Origin of the sequence: Flavobacterium sp. A45, from assembly GCF_002001005.1 — a bacterium.
In the GTDB taxonomy this organism is placed as follows: domain Bacteria; phylum Bacteroidota; class Bacteroidia; order Flavobacteriales; family Flavobacteriaceae; genus Flavobacterium.
Genome location: NZ_MUNX01000146.1, coordinates 149,593 through 171,008 on the forward strand (window position 1 = coordinate 149,593; position 21,416 = coordinate 171,008).

13 protein-coding genes are annotated in these 21,416 nt (G+C 34.8%); 4 read left to right on the forward strand and 9 right to left on the reverse strand.

Annotated elements, in window-relative coordinates:
• Window position 1 precedes the first annotated feature (1 nt).
• Entirely contained in the window at window positions 2–1,324 is a 1,323-nt protein-coding gene (locus tag B0E44_RS17105; RefSeq protein ID WP_077378082.1) for a gluconate:H+ symporter, read from the reverse strand.
• A gap of 46 nt (window positions 1,325–1,370) precedes the next feature.
• Window positions 1,371–2,270 carry a phosphogluconate dehydrogenase (NAD(+)-dependent, decarboxylating) gene (gene gnd, locus B0E44_RS17110; RefSeq protein WP_077378085.1) on the reverse strand — a complete coding sequence of 300 codons (900 nt, stop codon included), beginning with the start codon at window positions 2,268–2,270 and terminating at the stop codon, window positions 1,371–1,373.
• A gap of 264 nt (window positions 2,271–2,534) precedes the next feature.
• On the opposite strand from gnd, the gene B0E44_RS17115 reads away from it, so the two are divergent.
• Entirely contained in the window at window positions 2,535–3,242 is a 708-nt protein-coding gene (locus B0E44_RS17115; RefSeq protein WP_077378087.1) for a porin family protein, read from the forward strand.
• On the opposite strand, the gene B0E44_RS17120 is transcribed toward B0E44_RS17115, so the two are convergent.
• The 3 genes from B0E44_RS17120 to asnS form a co-directional block, all read right to left on the reverse strand.
• Window positions 3,237–3,842 (reverse strand): hypothetical protein, encoded by a 606-nt coding sequence (locus tag B0E44_RS17120; protein WP_165688823.1) that lies wholly within the window; start codon window positions 3,840–3,842, stop codon window positions 3,237–3,239. The genes B0E44_RS17115 and B0E44_RS17120 overlap by 6 nt on opposite strands.
• Window positions 3,843–3,885: 43 nt before the next feature.
• Window positions 3,886–5,352 carry an RNA polymerase factor sigma-54 gene (rpoN, locus tag B0E44_RS17125; protein ID WP_077378090.1) on the reverse strand — a complete coding sequence of 489 codons (1,467 nt, stop codon included), beginning with the start codon at window positions 5,350–5,352 and terminating at the stop codon, window positions 3,886–3,888.
• 163 nt (window positions 5,353–5,515) lie between these two features.
• Window positions 5,516–6,949 (reverse strand): asparagine--tRNA ligase, encoded by a 1,434-nt coding sequence (gene asnS / locus B0E44_RS17130; RefSeq protein ID WP_077378093.1) that lies wholly within the window; start codon window positions 6,947–6,949, stop codon window positions 5,516–5,518.
• A 415-nt stretch (window positions 6,950–7,364) separates the two neighbouring features.
• Between asnS and B0E44_RS17135 the strand changes: the two genes are divergently transcribed.
• Window positions 7,365–7,817 carry an Hsp20/alpha crystallin family protein gene (locus B0E44_RS17135; RefSeq protein ID WP_077378097.1) on the forward strand — a complete coding sequence of 151 codons (453 nt, stop codon included), beginning with the start codon at window positions 7,365–7,367 and terminating at the stop codon, window positions 7,815–7,817.
• Between the two features lie 329 nt (window positions 7,818–8,146).
• Here B0E44_RS17135 and B0E44_RS17140 read toward each other — a convergent pair whose 3' ends face one another.
• On the reverse strand, window positions 8,147–10,567 hold the full coding sequence (locus B0E44_RS17140) for an RND family transporter (protein WP_077378100.1): 2,421 nt from the start codon (window positions 10,565–10,567) through the stop codon (window positions 8,147–8,149).
• Between the two features lie 295 nt (window positions 10,568–10,862).
• Between B0E44_RS17140 and B0E44_RS17145 the strand changes: the two genes are divergently transcribed.
• Together B0E44_RS17145 and B0E44_RS17150 are read left to right on the forward strand one after the other, a co-directional pair.
• Window positions 10,863–13,133: a cation:proton antiporter gene (locus B0E44_RS17145; protein ID WP_077378102.1), complete on the forward strand. Its 2,271-nt coding sequence runs from the start codon at window positions 10,863–10,865 to the stop codon at window positions 13,131–13,133.
• A gap of 2 nt (window positions 13,134–13,135) precedes the next feature.
• Window positions 13,136–13,465 (forward strand): multidrug efflux SMR transporter, encoded by a 330-nt coding sequence (locus tag B0E44_RS17150; RefSeq protein ID WP_077378105.1) that lies wholly within the window; start codon window positions 13,136–13,138, stop codon window positions 13,463–13,465.
• A gap of 71 nt (window positions 13,466–13,536) precedes the next feature.
• Here the strand turns inward: B0E44_RS17150 and B0E44_RS17155 are convergent, their stop codons facing one another.
• From B0E44_RS17155 to B0E44_RS17165, 3 genes are all read right to left on the reverse strand, one after another.
• Window positions 13,537–13,983, reverse strand: coding sequence for a response regulator (locus tag B0E44_RS17155; RefSeq protein ID WP_077378108.1), 447 nt, complete (start codon window positions 13,981–13,983; stop codon window positions 13,537–13,539).
• Between the two features lie 34 nt (window positions 13,984–14,017).
• On the reverse strand, window positions 14,018–18,367 hold the full coding sequence (locus B0E44_RS17160; protein ID WP_077378112.1) for a PAS domain S-box protein: 4,350 nt from the start codon (window positions 18,365–18,367) through the stop codon (window positions 14,018–14,020).
• Between the two features lie 362 nt (window positions 18,368–18,729).
• Window positions 18,730–21,228: a DUF5686 family protein gene (locus tag B0E44_RS17165; protein WP_077378115.1), complete on the reverse strand. Its 2,499-nt coding sequence runs from the start codon at window positions 21,226–21,228 to the stop codon at window positions 18,730–18,732.
• Window positions 21,229–21,416 lie beyond the last annotated feature (188 nt).

Consider the following 21,416-nt stretch of genomic DNA (forward strand, 5'->3'; position numbering starts at 1 on the left):
TTTATGCGGTTATAAATTGATTTAGAACTAAAACACCTGCCAATCCCATAATTCCTATAATCGTTTCCATTACAGTCCAAGTTTTAAAAGTATCTTTTAGGCTAATGCCAAAATATTCTTTGAACATCCAAAACCCTGTATCATTAACATGGGAACACATTAGACTTCCAGCTCCAATAGAAAGCACCATCAATTCTGGACTGATGCCTGAACTCGCTACCAAGGGTTGAACTATTCCTGCAGCTGTTAGTCCTGCAACTGTTGCCGAGCCTATTGCTATTCGAATAATTGTAGCAATTAACCATCCTAATACTAAAGGCGAAAGTGTAGATTTTTCGAAAAAAACAGCTAAATCTGTTCCAATACCACTGTCAATCAGTACTTGTTTGAAAGCGCCTCCTGATGCGATAATTAAAATAATCATAGTTACCGACGCAAGTGCAGTGCTTGATTTATCCATGATGTCCTGCATTTTTTGACCTCTCTTTATTCCCAAAAACACAAATACAAATAGAACAGCAATTAGCAAGGCTATTGTTGGATTTCCGATATATCCAAGAATGATGCGGATAGAATTATTTTCGGCTAATGTCAATTCGGTTATGGTCGCCAAAGCCATTAGCAAAATAGGAATCAATGCGGAAACGATACTTATGCCAAAGGAAGGTAACTCGGATTCTTGGAATGTTTTACTTTCGAATAAACCCTTAGGTGGATTGGCGCTAATTTTTTTGATGAATTCTGGGAATAAGATTCCAGCTATTAGTAAAGCAGGAATCGCTACTATTAATCCATAAAGTAAGGTTTTGCCAATATTGGCTTTAAAAATTACTGCAATGGCTGTTGGTCCAGGATGTGGAGGCAAAAATCCATGAGTAATCGACAGTGCCGATGCCATAGCAATACCCAAATAGATAAGCGGTTGTTTAGTATTTGTGCTGACAGCAAACACCATTGGAATCAAAATGATAAAACCAGCATTGTAAAACATGGAAATGCCAACTGCAAAACCAGTTATAGCCATCGCCCATTTTATATGTTTCGCACCGAATAGCTTAGTCATTACGGAACTTATCCGCTGTGCCGCTCCACTATTTGATAATAAATTACCCAGAATAACTCCTAAGGCTAGAATTAAAATTAAAGAGCCGAGTGTACTGCCGATGCCTTGTTGCAATGAATTTATGATTTCGAGGAAAGGCATTCTTTTTGTAATTCCAACAAAAAGAGCGGTAATGATTAATGCTATAAAGGCATTGAGCTTGATTACGGAAATCAGAACCAGTAATAATACAATGCTTATAATTAAAATCAATATGGACATGTATTTCTTTTTAGATTAAAATTCAAATGGAATGATTCGACTCAGTTTACTCGTTTTTCTCAACGGCGTGGCCTCCGAATTCATTACGGAGTGCTGCCACTACTTTTCCGGAAAAAGTATCCTGCATTTGAGAACGGTATCGCATCATTATTGAAAGTGCAATTACAGGAGTGGGAACACCTAAGTCTAAAGCGGTTTCTAAGGTCCATTTTCCTTCACCTGAAGAATGCATAATGCCTTTTATGCTGTCCAGTTTTGGATCTTTAGAAAAGGCATTTTCTGTAAGTTCCATGAGCCAACTACGAACCACTGAACCGTGATTGAAAAGTTTGGCCGTTTTTTCAAAATTAATGTCATACTCAGAATGTTCAAATACTTCAAATCCTTCGGCTATAGATTGCATCATCCCGTATTCTATTCCGTTATGAACCATTTTTGTAAAATGCCCACTGCCAGATTCTCCAGTATAGAGCCATCCATTTGGAACTGAAATTGCTTGAAAGACATTGGATACATATTCGAAAACATCAGTATCTCCACCAATCATGGTACAGGCACCATTTAAAGCTCCAGATGTTCCGCCCGAAGTACCACAATCCAGAAAGTCAAAACCAAGCTCTTTTAGTTGGGCATATCTTCTTTTGGAATCTTTATAATTTGAGTTTCCGCCATCAATGATAATGTCATTTTTATTTAAAAAAGGAAGTAGGGAAGTGATTACTTGATCGACAATTTCCCCTGCAGGAACCATTAGCCAGATTACTTTTCTATTTTGTAGCTTTTGGCACAATTCTTCGACAGTAGTTGCCGTTTTTATCCCTTCTTTTGCGATATTCTGGACGAAAGAAGAATTCACATCGTGAGCAATAACTTCGTATTGATTTCGGTTTAGATTTAAAGCCAAATTAAACCCCATTTTCCCAAGTCCTATAATTCCTATTTGCATTTTTATCTATTTTTTAAAGTGCTGTAAATGTTTGTCTTGTGTGTTTTTTAACAAGTGTTTTGTAAAAATATAAGTTTTGCATTGATTATGTGATACAGTTTCCTAACATTTTGAACAAAGTTTTTGAAATTACCTAGTTTCAAAGTTTAATTGTTTTGAAAAGTACTTTCAAGCTCCCAAAATCTTATATTTGTAACATTGATTATTAACAATAGGTCACAAAAGGCTTTGGATTAAACAGCTTTCAATTTAACTCACAAAACAATGATGCGATTATTTCTTGGTTGTTTTCTTTTTTTATCATTTTTCAGAGGATATTCTCAAGAGAATACGTTTTCAATAGATACTTTGCACGTCAAGATTGACAGTCTTTATAGAGAAGATCAGTTTTATGCGGGTCTTAATTATAATTCGCTTTTGGAGAATCCGTCGGGGGTGTCACAGGAAAAAATATCGTTTGGTTTTTCTGCAGGATTTCTTAGGGATATGCCGATAAACAAAGCAAGAACTTGGGCAATAGCATCTGGTGTTGGTTTTGCGTTTAATAACTATCTCCAAAACATGTCCATAATGGGAACAAGCCAAAATCCTGTTTATGAAGTAATACCGTCTACTGTAAGTTTTGATAAAAATAGATTCGAACAACTACGGGTAGAGATTCCTATTGAGTTTAGGTGGCGTAATTCGACTCCTCAAGAGTATCAGTTTTTTAGGATTTATGGAGGGGTTAAATTCAGTTATTTGTTGCTGGATAAATCAGTTTATGATGATGGTGTTCAAAGAGTTGTCATTAAAAACAATAAAGATTTTGAAGAGTTCCTTTACGGATTGTATCTTTCAATCGGTTACAGTGCTTTTAATCTTCAAGTTCATTATGCCTTGAATTCTTTTTTTAAATCGTCTGCCCAAATTGATTCAGCGCCAATCACGATGAAAGCTTTGAGTATTGGTGTTGTCTTTTACATTTTATAGCCATACAAAAAGGAACAATAACTGGGGAATACTGCCCAAGAGCAATCCTATGATTAATTCTTTTGGAGTGTGAGCTTCCATGACCAAACGTGATGAAGCTACAAAACCATTCATTAACAGCAGAAAGGGTACTAAGAAGATGTTTCCAGTTTGCAAGTGAATATTCAATCCGAAAACAAATACCGTTAATGCTGAAATAGCGAGCATGTGCAAACTTGCCTTGGTTTTGGCATATAATAATCCAAGTGCAAATAGGGTGCTAAATAAGGCGCCTAAGAAAAAAAAATGCAATTCAGGGTAATAGTCTAGCGGAATGCTTTTTCTTAGTAATAAGATGAATAAAAAACTCTGAAAGATTAAAGGTATTTTGCGTTGTTCCCTATCGGCAATCATTATGGAGTCTACTTTGCCTGTAAATCGTAATAAATAATACAAGGCCATCGGAGTCACGATGGTAATGATCGAGATTTGTAAAAAAAGTGAACTAATCTGTTCGGTTTTGTAATCTTCAATATGGAATAAAAAAAAGAAAAAGCAGGCTTGTATCGGTGTGAAAAGCGGGTGGAAGAGATAGGAGAATATAGGGAGTATCTTTTTCAATTTCAAAAAGAGATTACAGGGATATTATAGTTAAAAACGATATTTATAGCTTCTTTCTCATGCGGGCAACGGGAATTTCCAGCTGTTCGCGGTATTTTGCAATTGTTCGTCGGGCGATTGGATATCCTTTTTCTTTGAGAATTTCAGCCAAAAGATCATCTGGAAGCGGATTTTTTTTGTCCTCTTCTTCAATGGTATTTTGCAGAATTCTTTTGATTTCGATGGTGGAGACTTCTTCTCCCTGATCGTTTTTCATCGCTTCCGAAAAGAACTCTTTTACCAGTTTTGTGCCAAAAGGAGTTTCTACATATTTACTGTTGGCTACCCTTGAAATTGTCGATATATCAAGCCCAACCATATCGGCGATATCTTTCAAAATCATTGGTTTTAGCTTTGTTTCATCACCTTCAAGTAGATAGTCTTTTTGATAATGCATAATGGCATTCATCGTTACGTACAAAGTGTCCTGACGCTGTTTGATTGCATCTATAAACCATTTGGCAGAATCCAGTTTTTGCTTTATAAACTGTACGGCATCTTTTTGCGAATGCGATTTGTCTTTTGATTCTTTGTAAGTCTGCATCATTTCCTGGTAATCTTTGGAAACGTGTAGGGAAGGGGCATTCCTGCCATTTAGGGTAAGTTCCAAATCCCCATCAACAATGCGAATGGTGAAATCAGGAACTACGTTTTCGGTAATTTTATTGTTTCCTGAAAATGATCCTCCTGGTTTTGGATTGAGCCTTTCTATTTCATGAATAGCATTTTTAAGTTGCTCATTGGAAATATTGAATTTCTGTATCAATTTATCATAATGCTTTCTCACGAAAGCATCAAATTGTTGTTCAATAATCGCCGTGGCTAAATCAACGGATTCCGTTGGAGTTTTGTGTTTTAGCTGTAACAATAAACATTCCTGCAAATCTCGCGCTCCAACTCCTGTGGGTTCGAGTTCGTGAATAATATTCAGGATGTTTTCCACTTGCTTTTCGGAGGTGTAAATCCCTTGCGTAAACGCCATATCATCGACCAAATCAGGAGTGCTTCTTCGGATATATCCTGTATCGTCTATGCTTCCTACCAAGAATTCGGCAATATCACGTTCTTCATCATTCAGGATGAAGGTGTTTAATTGATTGATGAGATCCTGATGGAAGCTTATTGCTGCAGCAAATGGCGTTTCTTTGGTTTCATCGTCATCGCTGTAATTGTTAGCCTGTGTTTTGTAATCGGGAGTGTCGTCACTGTTTAAATATTCGTCTATGTTGATGTCTTCGGCTTCAACTCGGTCTGCTTCCGAATCGTCATAGTCGTCGTATTCTTCGTTGTCGAACTCGTCCTTTTCATAAATGTCGTCCTCTTTTCCAGATTCCAAAGCAGGATTCTCATTCATTTCTTCCAACAAACGTTGTTCAAATGCTTGCGTAGGCAACTGAATTAACTTCATCAACTGGATTTGCTGTGGAGATAATTTCTGTGATATTTTTAAATTTAAAAATTGCTTTAGCATTTATATATTGTTTAAAGGTTTAAGGGTTTAAATGTTTAAGGGTTTGAAGGTTTAAGAGTTTAAAGGTTTAATTGTTTGCCATTGTATTTAGACAACTTTGAACAATTAAACTTTTAAATAATTTTAAACAAACGTTAAACAATTAAATCATTTTAAACTTTTTTTAAAATTCAGCATTTTGTGGCGTTCTTGGGAAAGGAATTACGTCACGTATGTTGGTCATTCCAGTTACAAAAAGCACCAATCTTTCGAATCCAAGTCCGAAACCAGAGTGAACCGCAGAACCGAATCTTCTAGTATCCAAGTACCACCATAATTCTTCTTCGTCGATTCCTAAGGCTTTCATTTTTTCGACCAAAACATCAAAACGTTCCTCTCTTTGAGAACCTCCCACAATTTCTCCAATTCCAGGGAAAAGAATATCCATAGCACGAACTGTTTTTCCGTCTTCGTTCAAACGCATATAGAAAGCTTTGATATTTGCAGGGTAATCAAACAAGATTACCGGACATTTAAAATGTTTTTCTACTAAATAACGTTCGTGTTCTGATTGTAAATCAGCTCCCCATTCGTTGATGATGTATTGAAATTTTTTCTTTTTGTTTGGAGTAGAATCTCTTAAAATATCAATCGCTTCGGTATAAGAAACGCGTTTGAAATTGTTTTCCAGAACAAAGTTTAGTTTTTCCAAGAGAGCCATTTCGCTTCTTTCAGCCTGTGGTTTTGATTTTTCTTCTTCGAGAAGTCTTCCTTCAAGAAATTTTAAATCATCAGCACATTTCTCTATGGTGTATTTAATTACATATTGGATAAAATCTTCGGCCAAGTCCATGTTGTCATCCAAATTATTGAAAGCTACTTCCGGTTCAATCATCCAAAATTCGGCCAAATGGCGAGAAGTATTCGAGTTTTCGGCTCTAAATGTTGGTCCAAAAGTATAAATCTGACCCAAAGCCATGGCAAAAGTTTCTCCTTCCAATTGTCCAGAAACAGTTAAGTTTGTGTGTTTTCCGAAGAAATCTTTTTTATAATCAATATTGCCTTCTTCATTTTTAGGCAAATTGTCCAATGGTAATGAAGTCACTTGGAACATTTCGCCAGCACCTTCTGCATCGGCTCCGGTGATGATTGGTGTATTTACGTATACAAAACCTTTTTGTTGAAAATAACTATGAACGGCGTAAGACAAAACCGAACGCACACGCATAATTGCGCCAAAAGCATTGGTTCGAACTCTTAAATGTGCATTTTCACGCAGGAATTCCAGCGAATGTTTCTTTGGTTGCATTGGGAATTTCTCGGCATCTGAGTCGCCAAGGATTTCGAGTTTGTTTACCTGAATTTCATACTTCTGTCCAGCACCTTTGCTTTCTACCAAACTTCCGGTTACAGAAACGGCAGCGCCGGTTGTTATTCTCTTTAAAGTTTCATCAGGAGTATTCTCAAAATCGACAACACATTGTATATTATTAATGGTAGAACCATCATTTAAAGCAATAAACTGATTGTTTCTAAAAGTTCTAACCCAACCTTTTGCATTAATTTCCTGTAACGTCGTTGTACTGTTTAGTAAGTCTTTAACTTTTGTGTGTCTCATTTTGATTTTAGATTTTAATTTTAGATCAAAACAAAAATTGGTGTTTTAATCTAAATGCAAATATAAATCATTTGTTTGTAATTGTCATTGTGAGATATAGTGTAATAAGGAGCAATTTTTTGCTATTCTCCAGATCTTTTATTTTTTAGGGATAAGCGTCATGTTCGCTGGATAAGGGTTGATGGCGATGATAAATGTTTGGTCTAATTTAAATTTGTATTTAGATGAAAATATTTTTTAAGTCTAAGTGTTTGATTTTATGGTTTTGCTACCTAGGGATATGACATTTTTTCAACCCGATTCTGAAAAAATGTCATTTTTTTCTAATGGCATATTTTTTGTTTTTCGGTATATAACTTGCGCAAGTTTAGAATAAATAGAATATTTGTTTAACAATTTTAAAAGTAAAACAGTTATGAATCTTATTAAAAGAAATGTAGGTCAAGCGCCAGCTTTACATCGTTTATTCTTTGATGATATCTTTGGCCGTGATTTTTTCAATTGGGAAAATAATAATTATTCAACAACAAGTACCACGCTGCCTTCAGTTAACATCAAAGAGACTTCTGATAATTATGAAGTCGAAGTTGCCGCTCCAGGTATGGATAAAAATGATTTCAAGATTACACTTGATGGGAACCAATTAACTATCTCTTCGGTGAAAGAAAATGAACAAACAACTGGGAACGAAAATTATAGCCGTAGAGAATTTAGCTACCAATCATTCCAGAGAAGTTTTGAATTGCCTAAAAACGTAGTGGATGAGGATAAAATAATAGCTCGTTATGAAAATGGACTTTTATTATTGTCTATTCCAAAACGTGAAGAGGCTAAACCAAGACCTCCACGAATGATCGAAATTTTATAAATTATAACTTAATTATCTTTTTGGAAGCTGCCGTCTTTAGGCAGCTTTTTTCATTATAAAATGCACGCAGATGTGTCACAATTATTTTCTGGGATAGCTGAGTTGTTTACAATGTTTCTAAGCACATTTTGGCTTATGATTATTCAGTAATTAATTCTATAAATTACCATATGCAAAGCAGGAAATTTATTGTTTTTTAGTGATAGTTTATGATGAAGTGCTTTCATAAATATTTCTAGCCAATACTAAAAAACCGCAAAATAACAATTTGTTACTTTGCGGTTCTTGATTTTTATCTTGTAACTATCGCTAGGGCGGTAGTTTAGAGTTTATTTCGTTTTTTTCTCAAAACTGTCTATTTCTTCATCTGAAAATTCCAGGATTTCAAGTTTTGGTTCGATAAATTCCTGTTCGTTGGCAATTGTTTTGTTTAATGTTAAAACCAATGCTGGAAGCAACATCAAATTCGATAACATTCCGAATAATAAAGTCAATGAAATCAGTCCTCCAAGGGCAATGGTTCCACCAAAGCTCGAAAGCATGAATACCGAAAATCCGAAGAACAAAACAATCGAAGTGTAAAACATGCTCAACCCAGACTCACTGAAGGTCGCGTATACGGATTTTTTTATTTTCCAATCGTTTTTTCTTAGTTCTTCTCGATATTGAGCCAAGAATCGAACGGTGTCATCGACCGAAAGCCCAAAAGCAATACCGAAAACCAAAATCGTTGAAGGTTTTAACGGTATGTCCAAAAAGCCCATGATTCCTGCAGTAAGGAGCAATGGCAAAAGATTTGGTATGATCGAAACCAATACCATTTTGAAAGAACGAAACATAAACGCAATCAAAAGGGCGGTTAGGAAAAAGGCAAATACAAGAGAAGAAAGTAAATTGTCAAGTAAGTATCCGGTTCCTTTTTGAAAAACCAATGCTTTCCCAGTAATAATTACATCATATTTATCGGGCGGGAACAATATGTCTGCTTTTCTGCGAATTTCAGCTTCAATGATGGGGATTCTGCTGCCGCTTTCGTCACGCATAAATGTAGTGATTCGAGCGACTTGTCCTGTGGCATCAACATAACTTTTCATCAAATTATCTTTGGAATTTTGGGTAGCATTCTTAGCATATGACAAAATAAAAGATTGCTCCTGTGAGGTAGGTAATTCGTAATAATCGGGATTGCCATTGTAATAAGCCTGTTTTGAATATTTAATCAAATTGACAATCGAAATCGGTTTTGAAAGTTCTGGAATTTCTTCAATTGTTTTCTGAAGTTCCTCCATTTTTTTCAAAGTAGATAATTTCATGATCCCTTTTTTGCGTTTGGTATCAATCATTATTTCCAAAGGCATTACGCCGTCAAATTCTTTTTCGAAAAAAATAATGTCCTTGAAGAAATCTTCTTTTTTAGGCATATCTTCAATCAAGCTTCCTGAAATGCGCATTTGAAAGATGCCAATAATACTTATCACCAAAAGGCTCACGGCTACTACATAAATAGAGAAACGGTTGTATTTTACGTTTCTTAGAATCCAATCCATAAAACGCTTTATTGAATTTCGATCCAAATGTTCTAAATGCCTTTCTTTAGGAGCGGGTGCATAGCTGTGTAAAATTGGAATGGTAATGATGCAAAGGATGAACAACATCAAAATATTGATAGAAGTTACGTTTCCAAACTCGATGAGCAGTTTGTTGTTTGAGGTGATGAAAGTAAAAAATCCAATAGCTGTGGTCACATTGGTCATTAGCATTGCCATTCCCACCTTGGTTGTTACACGTTGTAATGCCTTGGCCTTGTTTCCATGTGTTTTGTATTCCTGATGGTATTTGTTCGTAAGGAAAATACAGTTTGGAATCCCGATAACGATCATTAAGGTTGGCACCATGGCAGTCAATACCGTAATTTCATATCCCAACAATCCTAAAATTCCAAAAGACCACATCACGCTGATGATTACAATGAACAGCGAAATCATTGTCGCTCTAAAACTTCTAAAAAAATAAAAGAACAGTAGTGAGGTGATAAATAATGCAGCACCTATGAAAAGGCTAATCTCGTTCAGAATGGTTTGTGCGTTCAGCGTCCTGATATATGGCATTCCAGAAACGCGAAGCTTGATATCGGTTTCTTTTTCGAATACTTTTATGGCAGGAATTAGTTTATTGAGAACGTAATATTTTCTTTCGGGAGTGTTTACGATTTTCTTGTCGAGATAAACCGCAGAGCGAATGCTTCCCGACCTTTTATTGAAAAGCAATCCTTCGTAAAAAGGGAGTTTGTTAAAAAGTTCGTTCTTTATTTTTTGAAGATATTCTTTGTCCAGAGTTTTGCTTTGATCAATAAAGGGAACCAGTTCAAATTTTTCCTGAGCTTCATTTTTTTGCAGTTTTTTCAGGTCATTTAATGAAATAACCAAATCGACATCCTTGTTTGATTTGATTGTGTTCATAAGTTTTGCCCAGGAAGCATATACTTTTGGTGTAAATATGGCGTCGTTTTTTACGCCAATGACAATGAGATTTCCCTCTTCGCCAAATTTATTCAGAAAAGCGTTGTATTGGATGTTGACAATATTGTCGGCAGGGAGTAGGTTGGCTTCGGTGTGGGTGAAATGGATGTTTTTCCATTGCAGTGCCAGAAGAACCGTAATCAGTGCAATTAGAGATAACATCAGTATTTTATTTCTAAGAACAATTCGGGCGATTAATTCCCAAAATCCTAGACTGAACGATTTTTTCATACGAGGGTATAATTTGTTTTATATAGATTCCGAAAGTTATCGGGACGTGTCGTCATTTTTCCTTTTTTCTATTTGTGATATAGGAATTATGAGGGTTTTATTTTAAATTTTTAAAGGGCAAATTTACATAAACCCATACAGTTATTTCGGTTTTTAGGCATTTGATTTTTGGTTTTTTTGAATGAATGCTATTGATACCATTAAATTTTAATTACTATTCAGCTTCGTTTGATAATAAATAGCTTTGTTTTTCTCATCTTTGTTTTCAAAAATTAATTTGCGCATTGCTATAGGTATGGGAAAGTTCAGAAACACATTATTTTATTTAGGAGTTACAGGTGGTTTTACCGCTTTAATGTATTGGATTATAAAGAAAGGGAAGCTTCTGGAGGACAAAGCGACTATAGTTCAACCATTGGAAAGCAATGATTCCTGGAACGATTTTCTAACCTCAATGATTCATAATGTGCAGGATCCTTTGGCTATTTTATTAGCACAAATTATAATGATTATCCTTGTTGCACGTCTTTTCGGATGGTTTTTCAAAAAAATTGGACAGCCATCAGTAATTGGTGAAATTATTGCTGGAATTGCACTTGGCCCATCCCTTTTGGGACTCTATTTTCCTGATTTTTTCCATGCTCTTTTTCCAGCCAATTCATTAGAAAACCTAAAATTTTTAAGCCAGATCGGACTGATACTTTTTATGTTTGTAATTGGTATGGAGCTCGATATCAAAGTATTGAAAAACAGAGCGAAAGAAGCGATTGTTATTAGTCATGCAAGTATTGTCATTCCGTTTGCATTAGGAATTGGACTGGCCTATTTTGTTTACGATCGTTTTGCTCCAGTGGGAGTTAAGTTTCTTTCTTTCAGTTTGTTTATGGGGATTGCCATGAGTATTACCGCCTTTCCAGTTTTGGCAAGGATTGTTCAGGAAAGAGGCATGCATAAAACCAAATTGGGAGCTATTGCCATTACCTGTGCCGCTGCCGATGATATTACGGCCTGGTGTTTATTGGCTGTTGTAATCGCCATTGTAAAAGCAGGAACTTTTGAAAGTTCGATGTATATCATTTCATTGGCTGCGCTTTATGTAATCTTGATGATATACTTGGTAAAGCCTTTCCTAAAAAGAATTGGGGACTTGTATGGTTCTAAGGACAGTTTGAGCAAACCCGTTGTTGCTATCTTTTTTCTGCTGTTAATTATATCTTCCTATGCTACTGAATTGATAGGTATTCATGCGTTATTTGGCGCTTTTATGATGGGTGCCATTATGCCTGATGTTCCTAAATTCCGAACAGTATTTATTGCTAAAGTTGAAGATGTATCTGTAATACTGCTGCTTCCTTTGTTCTTTGTGTTCACAGGATTGCGAACAGAAATTGGATTGATAAACGAACCGTACTTATGGAAAGTAACCGGTTTTATTATTCTTGTAGCTGTAGTGGGTAAGTTTTTCGGAAGTGCTTTGGCTGCCAAATTCGTTGGGCAAAGTTGGAGAAATAGCCTCATCATCGGAGCCTTGATGAATACCAGAGGGTTGATGGAATTGATTGTTTTGAATATTGGACTAGCACTTGGCGTACTTACTACCGAGGTTTTTACAATGATGGTAATCATGGCATTGGTTACTACTTTTATGACAGGACCAGCGTTGGATTTAATTAATTATATTTTTAAAACTACCGATATTTCCGATCATGAAGAGGAAATTGATCAAAGCAAGTATAGGGTTTTGATTTCTTTTGGGAATAATGAAAAAGGAAAATCTTTGCTGCGTTTAGCTCACAGTTTGGTTAAAAAACAAAATGAATCCACCAGTATTACGGCACTGCATTTGTCTTTGAGCGATGAAATGCATTCCTTTAACATGGAAGATAAAGAGAAAAGCAGTTTTAGTCCGATTGTGAAAGAAGCTGTAATATTGAAACAGGAAATTACAACGATGTTTAAGGCAACACTGGATGTTGAATCAGAAATAATTGATATCGCAAATCAGGGAGATTATGATTTATTGCTGGTTGGCTTAGGGAAATCTATCTTTGAGGGAACCTTATTGGGCAAAGTAATTGGTTTTACCTCCCGAATAATTAATCCCGAAAGATTGCTGGATAAATTTACAGGAAAAGAAGGGTTGTTTGATAATTCTCCATTTGATGAAAGAACCAGACAGATTGTTCTAAAAGTTAAAATGCCATTGGGAGTTTTGATTGACAAAGATTTAAAAGAAGTAAATCAGGTTTTTGTTCCCATTTATTGCCCTGAAGATTCCTTTTTGATTGATTATGCCCAAAAATTGATTTATAACAATAATACTTCGGTTACCTTTTTGGATATGAAAGGACATATGGAATCTAATTTTGTTATTGCAAGCGCTATCGGTTCTTTAAAACAAAAATTCCCAAACAGTGTATTTCTAAATAACGAATCTATTCTTTACGATGAATTTTTGATGAAGCAGGATTTAATGATTGTAAGCTTGGACAGCTGGAAAGATTTGTTGGATTCCCGCAGTACATGGTTAAGCGGTGTGCCTTCAGTATTGATTATAAAACCATAATTATGAACTGGATTTTACTCATTATAGCAGGTCTTTTTGAAGTTGGTTTTGCTACTTGTTTGGGCAAAGCCAAAGAAACTAGCGGTATGACATCTACTTTGTGGATGATTGGTTTTTTTATAGCGCTTTCTATAAGTATGGCGCTATTGTACAAAGCGACTCAAACCTTGCCAATTGGTACTGCTTATGGAGTTTGGACAGGAATTGGAGCAGTTGGAACTGTTCTTGTTGGTATTTTTGTATTCAAAGAACCGGCAACTTTCTGGAGACTTTTCTTCCTGTTTACTTTGATATCATCTATAATTGGATTGAAATTCGTATCCGCTCATTAAAACCTAACCAGTTTAAAAGCAGGCTAGTTCTCTTGGTTGAAATTTGTTGAGCTATTAATTAAAAATCAATTCTAGAGAACTGTATCCTTAACTTGTTCTGGGAAATTTGTAGCTATAATTTCAAGTAGTGCTTCTTTACTCATGGGCTTTTGTCTAAATTCCGAAATTTCCGGTATGGATTCAGCTTTGGCTTTATCGGCAGGGTTGAAGGAGCTACTGAGCATTATAATAACAATATTTTCTTTGTTTTCTATTTCCAAATCTCGATAGGCCTCTATAAATTCCCAACCATCCATAACTGGCATATTAATGTCCAATAATATCAATTGGGGTTGAGGGTATTGGTTTTCGATAGATTCGAATTTCCCTTTATTACATAGGTACTCTAGAGCTTCCTTGCCATTTAAAGCTACTTGTATATGCTCGATTATATCTGCTTTTTGTATGATTTTTTTGTTGATAAAGTTAGTGGCAACATCATCATCAACTAGTAAGATACAGTTCAGTTTATTTTCCATTTTTTGCTTTGTAAGGTTTTTGATTTATATATTTTTAGTTTTGTTCTAATGGGAATGTCCATTTGAAGGTACTTCCTTGATTAAATTTCGATTCGACCCAAATTTTCCCTCTATGGTGTTCTATGATTTTTTTGCAATGTGATAATCCTATACCGGTTCCATGGTAATCACTACGATTATTCAATCGTTTAAAAATTACGAATACTTTATGCATGTCTTGTTCTTCAATCCCGATTCCATTGTCTTCAATTGAAAAAAGCCAATTGTTTTCCTCTTTTACAGCCGCTATTTTTATTTTTGGTTGTTTGTCTTTTTTTCTAAATTTATTGGCATTACTGATTATATTTTGAAAAAGCTGTCTCATTTCTGTAGTATTACCTTCGATAATTGGCAGGTTCTCATATTCGATAATGGCATTACTTTCTTTTAGACTAACGTTCATATCTTCAAGGACATTGGCAACGATCTCATTACAATTAACACTGCTGGTTTTCCTTTCCTTTCCAATTCTGGAGTAGTCCAATAGTCCTTTGACTAATACCTGCATACGAGATGTTGAACTGTTTATGAATTGTAAATATTGCTTTTGGTCCGCATCCAGATTTTCGCCCAATTCTTCTTTTAGCAACTGTATGAATTGAATTACGGTGATTAACGGCTCTTGTAAATCGTGTGATGCTATGTAGGCAAATTGTTCTAATTCAGTATTTTGAAATTCTAGTTGTCGGTTTTTTGTCATCATCTCCTTTTGAAAGGCTACACGGTCGTTAACGTTTCTCATTGATTTTTCAATGTAAATTGGCTCTCCGTTTTCATCATATATTAAACGAGCATTTACCGAGAAAAACACAATGTTTTCATTTCCATCTCTAAATCGGATATCACAATCTCTAACTTGCCCTTCTTCTTTTAGCTTTTTAAATAATGATTCTCTGTCTTGTTTGTCATAATAAAAATCAAAAACTGAATTGTCTAATGCAAACGAGCAAGGTTTAAGAAAATGCTTTTCAAATGAAGGACTGACATCAAGAACAGTACCATCCATCGTCGTCCTGAAATAAACGTCTTCAAAATTTTCAAAAATAGATCGGAATTTTGCTTCACTTATCTTCAGTTTTTCCTCCGCTTGGATACGGGCAGTAACATCTCTGAAGGATCCAATTAGGAATTCCGGTTCATTGTTCTGATCAAATACAATTTTAGAGTTGATGGATACGTTGTGAATTTTAGAATTTAGCAAAAATTTGACATCGTAATTTTTTATTTCACCATTTTGTATTAGCTCATTTAGAACTGCTTGCCTATCTTCTGGATTGTGATAAAATTCCTGAATTGACTTTCCTATTATGTCTTCTGGTTTTAATTCAAAATAAGCACAAGACGGACTGATGTCTATTATTTTATGGTCTTTGGCCGAAGCTCTAAAAAATACATCACGAACACTCTCGAAAATGGTTCTGTATTTTTTCTCATTTTCCTTGATGGTCTGATTGGCCATTTCAATTTCCAATTCGTTTTTTTTCCTTTGGCTGATATCCCTCATTGTACCTTCGGTGTACATTGCATTGCCTTCGGAATCATACACCAAATGTGCATTAATAGAGAAATGAACAGGATTATTGTTTTTGTCCTTAAAAATGGTTTCGAAATCATTAATATGCCCTTTTTTCATTAAAGCTTCAATTACCTTGGTACGGTCTTCCGGATTTAAATACAAATTAGTGGCATAGGTATCGATGATTTCTTCTCTCTTGTAATTTAGTATTCTCTCCACAGACGGGCTGACGTTTTGGATATATCCATCTAAAGAAATTCGATAGTATAAATCTTCAAAGGATTCAAATATTGAGCGGAATTCTTCTTCGCTTTGTTTTATTTTTTCAGATGCTTCAAGCAATTTGTTTTGATTGTTGATTCTTTCATTGATATTACGCATTGTCCCTTCCACAAGAGTGGGATTGCCGTTGCCGTCATTTATTAATTTTGAATTGACTGAAAAATATAATGTTTCTCCAGATGCCGTCAAGAACTGTACTTCTTGGTCATTTAAAAAGCCGTCTTTAAGGATTTTTACTATAAGTTCTTCATATCTGGCGGGATCATAGTAGAAATCTTTTGCACACATTCCAATAACATCTTCTCTTTTTACCTGAAAGTGTTTTTCAACAGAAGGGCTTATGTCTATTAGTGTGCCTTCGAGGGTTTGCAAATAATACACGTCCTGCATGTTCTCAAAAATAGAGCGAAATTTCTCTTCGCTTATTTTTAGATTTTCCTCGATCAATCTTCGTTCGGTAATGTCCCTTAACGAGCCTACTGCAAATTCTGGTTCTCCATTTGAATCTAAAATAACTTTGGCGTTGATTGATACATGAAAAGGCTTTCCTTTTATTGTTATTTGATTATTATGGTCAATAACTTTTTGTTCCGTTATTATTTTTTGAAACATCAATTGCATTTGATTTCTATCGGAATAAATAATTGACATGTTTTGACCTATTAGTTCTTCTCTTGTTATTCCATTAAAAGTGCTGCAAGATGGACTGACATCCAATATCTCTCCTGTTATTATTGAAGTTTTGAAAAAGACATCCTGAACGTTATCAAACAAAACGCGATAGGTTTCTTCGCTTTTTAGGAGTTTTTCTTGAGCCAATTTTCTTTCCATAGATCTGGAAAGAATATCTGATAATGCTTCCAATAATTTAACTTCTTCTTCTAAAAAGATAGTTTCTTGTTTCAAGTCTTTTCCATTATAATAACCAATTTCGATAAAGCCGTATTCCTCCCCATTTATTGAAATCTTTTGTTTGAGAGTCCAATCGTTTTGCTGATAATTGTCAGAAAAGAATTCTTCCTCACATATTTGAATTCGGCAATTGGCTATTTCGGAATATTGTAATGCTTTTGGAATAATTTGAACACAGGCCTGGATCTTTTCGGATTTGGAAAGTGCTTTGTTGCTAATGATTTTTGAAATGTCGAATAGGCAAGTGAGCTCTTTAATGCGCTCATTAAGAGAAAAGTTGTTTTTTTCTAGTTGTATTTCTTTTAATTTCAATTCGGTAATATTGGTGATAATGGTAGTTATTCCAATGATTTTGCCTTCATTGTTTTTGATAGGAGATCTAGCAATGTTTAGATATTCTCCTAGTTCATTTTTTACCTCGACAGAAGAATTGTTTCCTTTCAATACGTGTAGAAGTATTGTGTTGATTTCTTCTTTTAGATCAACGTTTGAAAATAATTCGACATGATTGTTTCCAATTTTTATATCGGCTCCTTGAGCTTTTTTCATATAATCTGCATGGCTCGAATTGAAACTTATATAGTTTAAGTTGTAATCCAGAGAAAAAATGCTGACTTCTTTTGGGCTTTCGATGGTTGCCTTGAGGATATTTTTCTCCAGACCCAATTCGTGTTCGCTACTTTTTAATTTTTTTTCCTGCCTTTCTCTTCCCTGTAATACAGCTTTCAAAAAAAGGATGGAGATCATATTTACAAATAGGAACAATTGTAACATGAAAAAATCTTTATTCCAATCGCTAAAAATAAATCCACCCATCTGATGGCCAGTACAATATATGGCTATAATAGTAATGATTAAGGCGACTAGAGTGATAGTTTTCATCCCAAAACGACAGGCCGCCCATATCAGAAAAAAGAAAAGAATGGATTCGTTGTTGGCACGTGTTTCAAAAATAAATATGGTTGTAAATAGAGTGAAAACAAATAGAATAAAGGCTTCCATTTTTTTTACTGCTGACCATCCAGTGAATTCTTTCGTGTCATGTAACCATGAAAGTGCGAATGGGGTAAATATAATGGCACCCAAAACATTACCCCTGGACATGTTGCTCAAAATTAAAATGCAATTATCCAAAGGGAAATAGGAAGTCAATGCAAGTGGAATAAAACCAATGCTAACACTTATAAGAGTTCCCGCTAAACCGGCTAAAGTAAAAAATATGACATTTTTTTCGTTGTCAAAAGGATATTTAGTTTTGCACCACAATTGCGTCAAATAAGAAACAAGAAATGTATTTAGAATGGCTATAATTGTTCTGATGCTACATAAGAACAATAGTTTAAGAAGCTCTTCTAGTGTTGTGGCATTTTGAAAATCATTTTTAAATAAACTTATGGAAAACAAAAAACAGCCTATTCCCACTCCAAGAAGAGCTTTTCGCCCCAAGAGTAGAGTTGCAGTTATTGCAAAACCAATTGCAGGAAAAAAAGGAAATATATTAATTTTGGTAATGAATATAAATAAGGATAATTTGGAAATTAGGAAATATAATATTGCCGTACTGGCGACAATTTTGGTTGTCGAGTTTAGAAATGTTGGAATACGGTAATGTCCGTTATTTATATTTTCGTCCATTTTTATTTTTTTTACCCTCTGTTTTATTTAAAATCGTTTTTTTAATAAATAAGTTTAAGATTACTTTTTTACTACTTAAATGTATTTTGTCGATATAATACACTTTTTGTCGTTACAAATCTAATGCCAATTTATTGACAACCTATCAATTTGTTCTTTTCAGACTTAAAAACAAGTGTTTTTTAGTTATAAGAAAGTCTTTTTCTTACACGTTTGTGTATTGCTGAAAATTTCATTTTGAATTTTTGTAAGTTCTTTATTTTGAATAGACTGGATTTGATTATTGGGTGTGGACGGTCAATCAAAAAAATTGAATATTTGATTTTGACTTTTTTTAGAAGGAATTTGAATGGGGATTTAGGTTAAATACCCAAGTCAAGAATAAAAGTGAGTTTTATGGCAATATTGTCTTTGATATCGCTTAGCTGATTTGGCCCATAGCGGTAATAACCGCCAAGTCCGAAACCATTAAAGATTTTGTTGAGTTCAATACCCGATTCAAAAAATCCTTTGTTCAAGGTTTTAAAGTCAAGTCCGATATGGTTTTCCTGGTTTTTCATTGAGCCCCAAGCCATTCGGGTTACAAAATCAAGAGAAGGCTTTAGCTTATTGAATATGTGAATTCTGTTAAAACCATGTTTGAACTGAAAATATAGGTATTCGCTGGAGAAAAACTCATTGAAGTACATCGTTTCAAAACTGTTTTTACCCGCAAATGTAATTCGCTTAAAAATGGTCTCTTTGTTGAGGTTGTTTGGTGAGTTGCTATACAATTGAGGAAGCGGAATGTCACCGAAGGCACTTCCGGCTTCAAGCAATAAATTAGTTCTCTGACCATCTAAATATTTGATTTGGTAATCAGCTTTAAAATCAATTTTGGTATATGTAAAGTCATTGTCCAAAACATTCGGAAGGGATTGAGTAAGCTGTAATGTAAATTTTGGAAACCGTTTTTCGGCTTCAATTCTTCCGTTTGGAGTTTGCATGTAATCACTGTATGGATTCCATTTTAAAGAAAGTGTCGCCGTAGTCATGGTGTAGGTATGATACGAAGTGCCATTTAGGTTGTAAGTATAATCGAATTGGGGTGTTACAAAAGTATTGGCTAGTGCCAAAACACTTTCTGTTTTTGGAATAATTTTGGATTCGAGAGCAATTCGAGACTGTTCGTATCGGTAAAAAGTGTTGAAATTTATCGCACGAGGATCGTAAATTTTGAAGGCTCTTTTTTCGACAACATAGTCGGTACTTGCAATGTCCCTAAGGTCATCTGTATAGCTTATCCCAATCCAAGTGTTAGAAAATTTATCGACTCTGGCGCCAATTCCAATATTGTATTTGAAGTTGTAATCGCGAAGTCCATAAGCAGTATAACCTTCAATTCTGTATTTTCTGGAAAAGTCATTGTTGGTAATCCCTCCAATGCCCAATCGAAGTCCTTCATAATTGTTGTAGCTTAGTATTTTACGCAAATCAAAGTCCCAAATTTTGAGAGGAAGGTATCCCGTTAGAACTTTACGCGCTAAATTCAGTCTGCTTTCAATTCGCTTCTTTATCGAAATACTATCTAGCGATAAATAGGTTCTCTCACTGCGGCTGTCTAGGCTGTCTTTTCGGAATTCAACCCAAAAGCTTTCGGGTTTGTTTATGGCATTTTCTTTAATTTCAACTTGAACTATTGGTTTTCTGATTGCTACAGGAGTAGTGTATTGTATGTCAAAATTTGTGGTTTGAGAAAGCAGATAAATGTAATCGGATTCGTTTCTTTTTCTGGGCGTTAAGTCTTCTTCAATGTCACCGTCAAATTGAATTGTTCCTCCCAGTATTTTGATGTCGTCATCATTGGTTCCTTTTACGATTTTGAATTTTTTTTCCTTTGGAAACCATAAATTTTTCTCTGGGATGTATTGAAATTCATGAATACCGCTAATGTCCAGTATGCCTTTGATACGCATAATCGCTTTTGCAACAGCATAATTATTTTCATCAATGTACAAGATTCCTTCCAGTCCAGCCACTCTTTTTTCCTTTTTATTTTTAAAGTAAACCATATAGGCTTCACGGTCATCGATAGTAACAGTGTCCAGCAGTTTGTAGTTGTACTCTTTTAAGGCATCATTGGCAATCGGGCTGTTGTATTTGGTTTCAAAAAGCTCGTATTTAGAATCATAAATAGAGTAGGACTGAAGGTTAAAAGTTAGGATTTCGTAAACAGGTTGTTTAAATCCAGCCATTTTTGTACCTAAAATGGTCTCTTTTAATCTTTTGCCGTCAAATTGGTATTTGGATACTTTCTCGGTTTGAAACAAATGCTGTTTCTTGATGAGCTGTTTGAATTTATAATCGGTTGAATCCAGCTTTTTTAGATAAGTTTCATACTGATTGGTTACAAATACTGAGTCTATGATTCCATTAATAGAGTCCGGATTGGCTGTAACAATGAGTTTGTTGTAGGATTTGTATTCAAAGCTTTTCAATTTTTCCTGCGGGTTGTTTTCCGCTTTATTTTGGATAGTTTTTTTTATAATTGCTAATGCTGGGTTTTCATTAGAAACGAGAACTTCGTTGAGTTGATCTGTTTTTTGAAGTAGTGCTACTTTATAAAATAGTTGGTCGTTTGTTACGGGAATTATTTTATTAACATATCCAATGTAAGAAACCGTTAGGGTTGTTATACTGTTTTTCGATGCAATGCTGAATTTTCCGTCCACATCCGAAATGGTGCTGGAACCATCCTCTGAAATAATGTTTGCAAAAGGAAGTGGTTTTTGGGTTGAAGCATCTTTCACAATTCCGTTTACTTGAAATTGCGCTTGAAGCGAAAGCGTAAAAAAGAAGAACAGTACAATAAAGTGCTTCATATAAACGGTTTAATACAAAACGTGTTTGTATTCGTTTTGTTGCAACAAAAATAGCAATAAAAAAATCCGTCTTGTTCTAAAAATGCAAGACGGATTTAATAAATATTTAATTGAAACCGAAATCAAAAAATAATTTTCTTTCCGATGAGATGAAAAGAGGGTTTCTGACAACCAAAATTTAAATACTT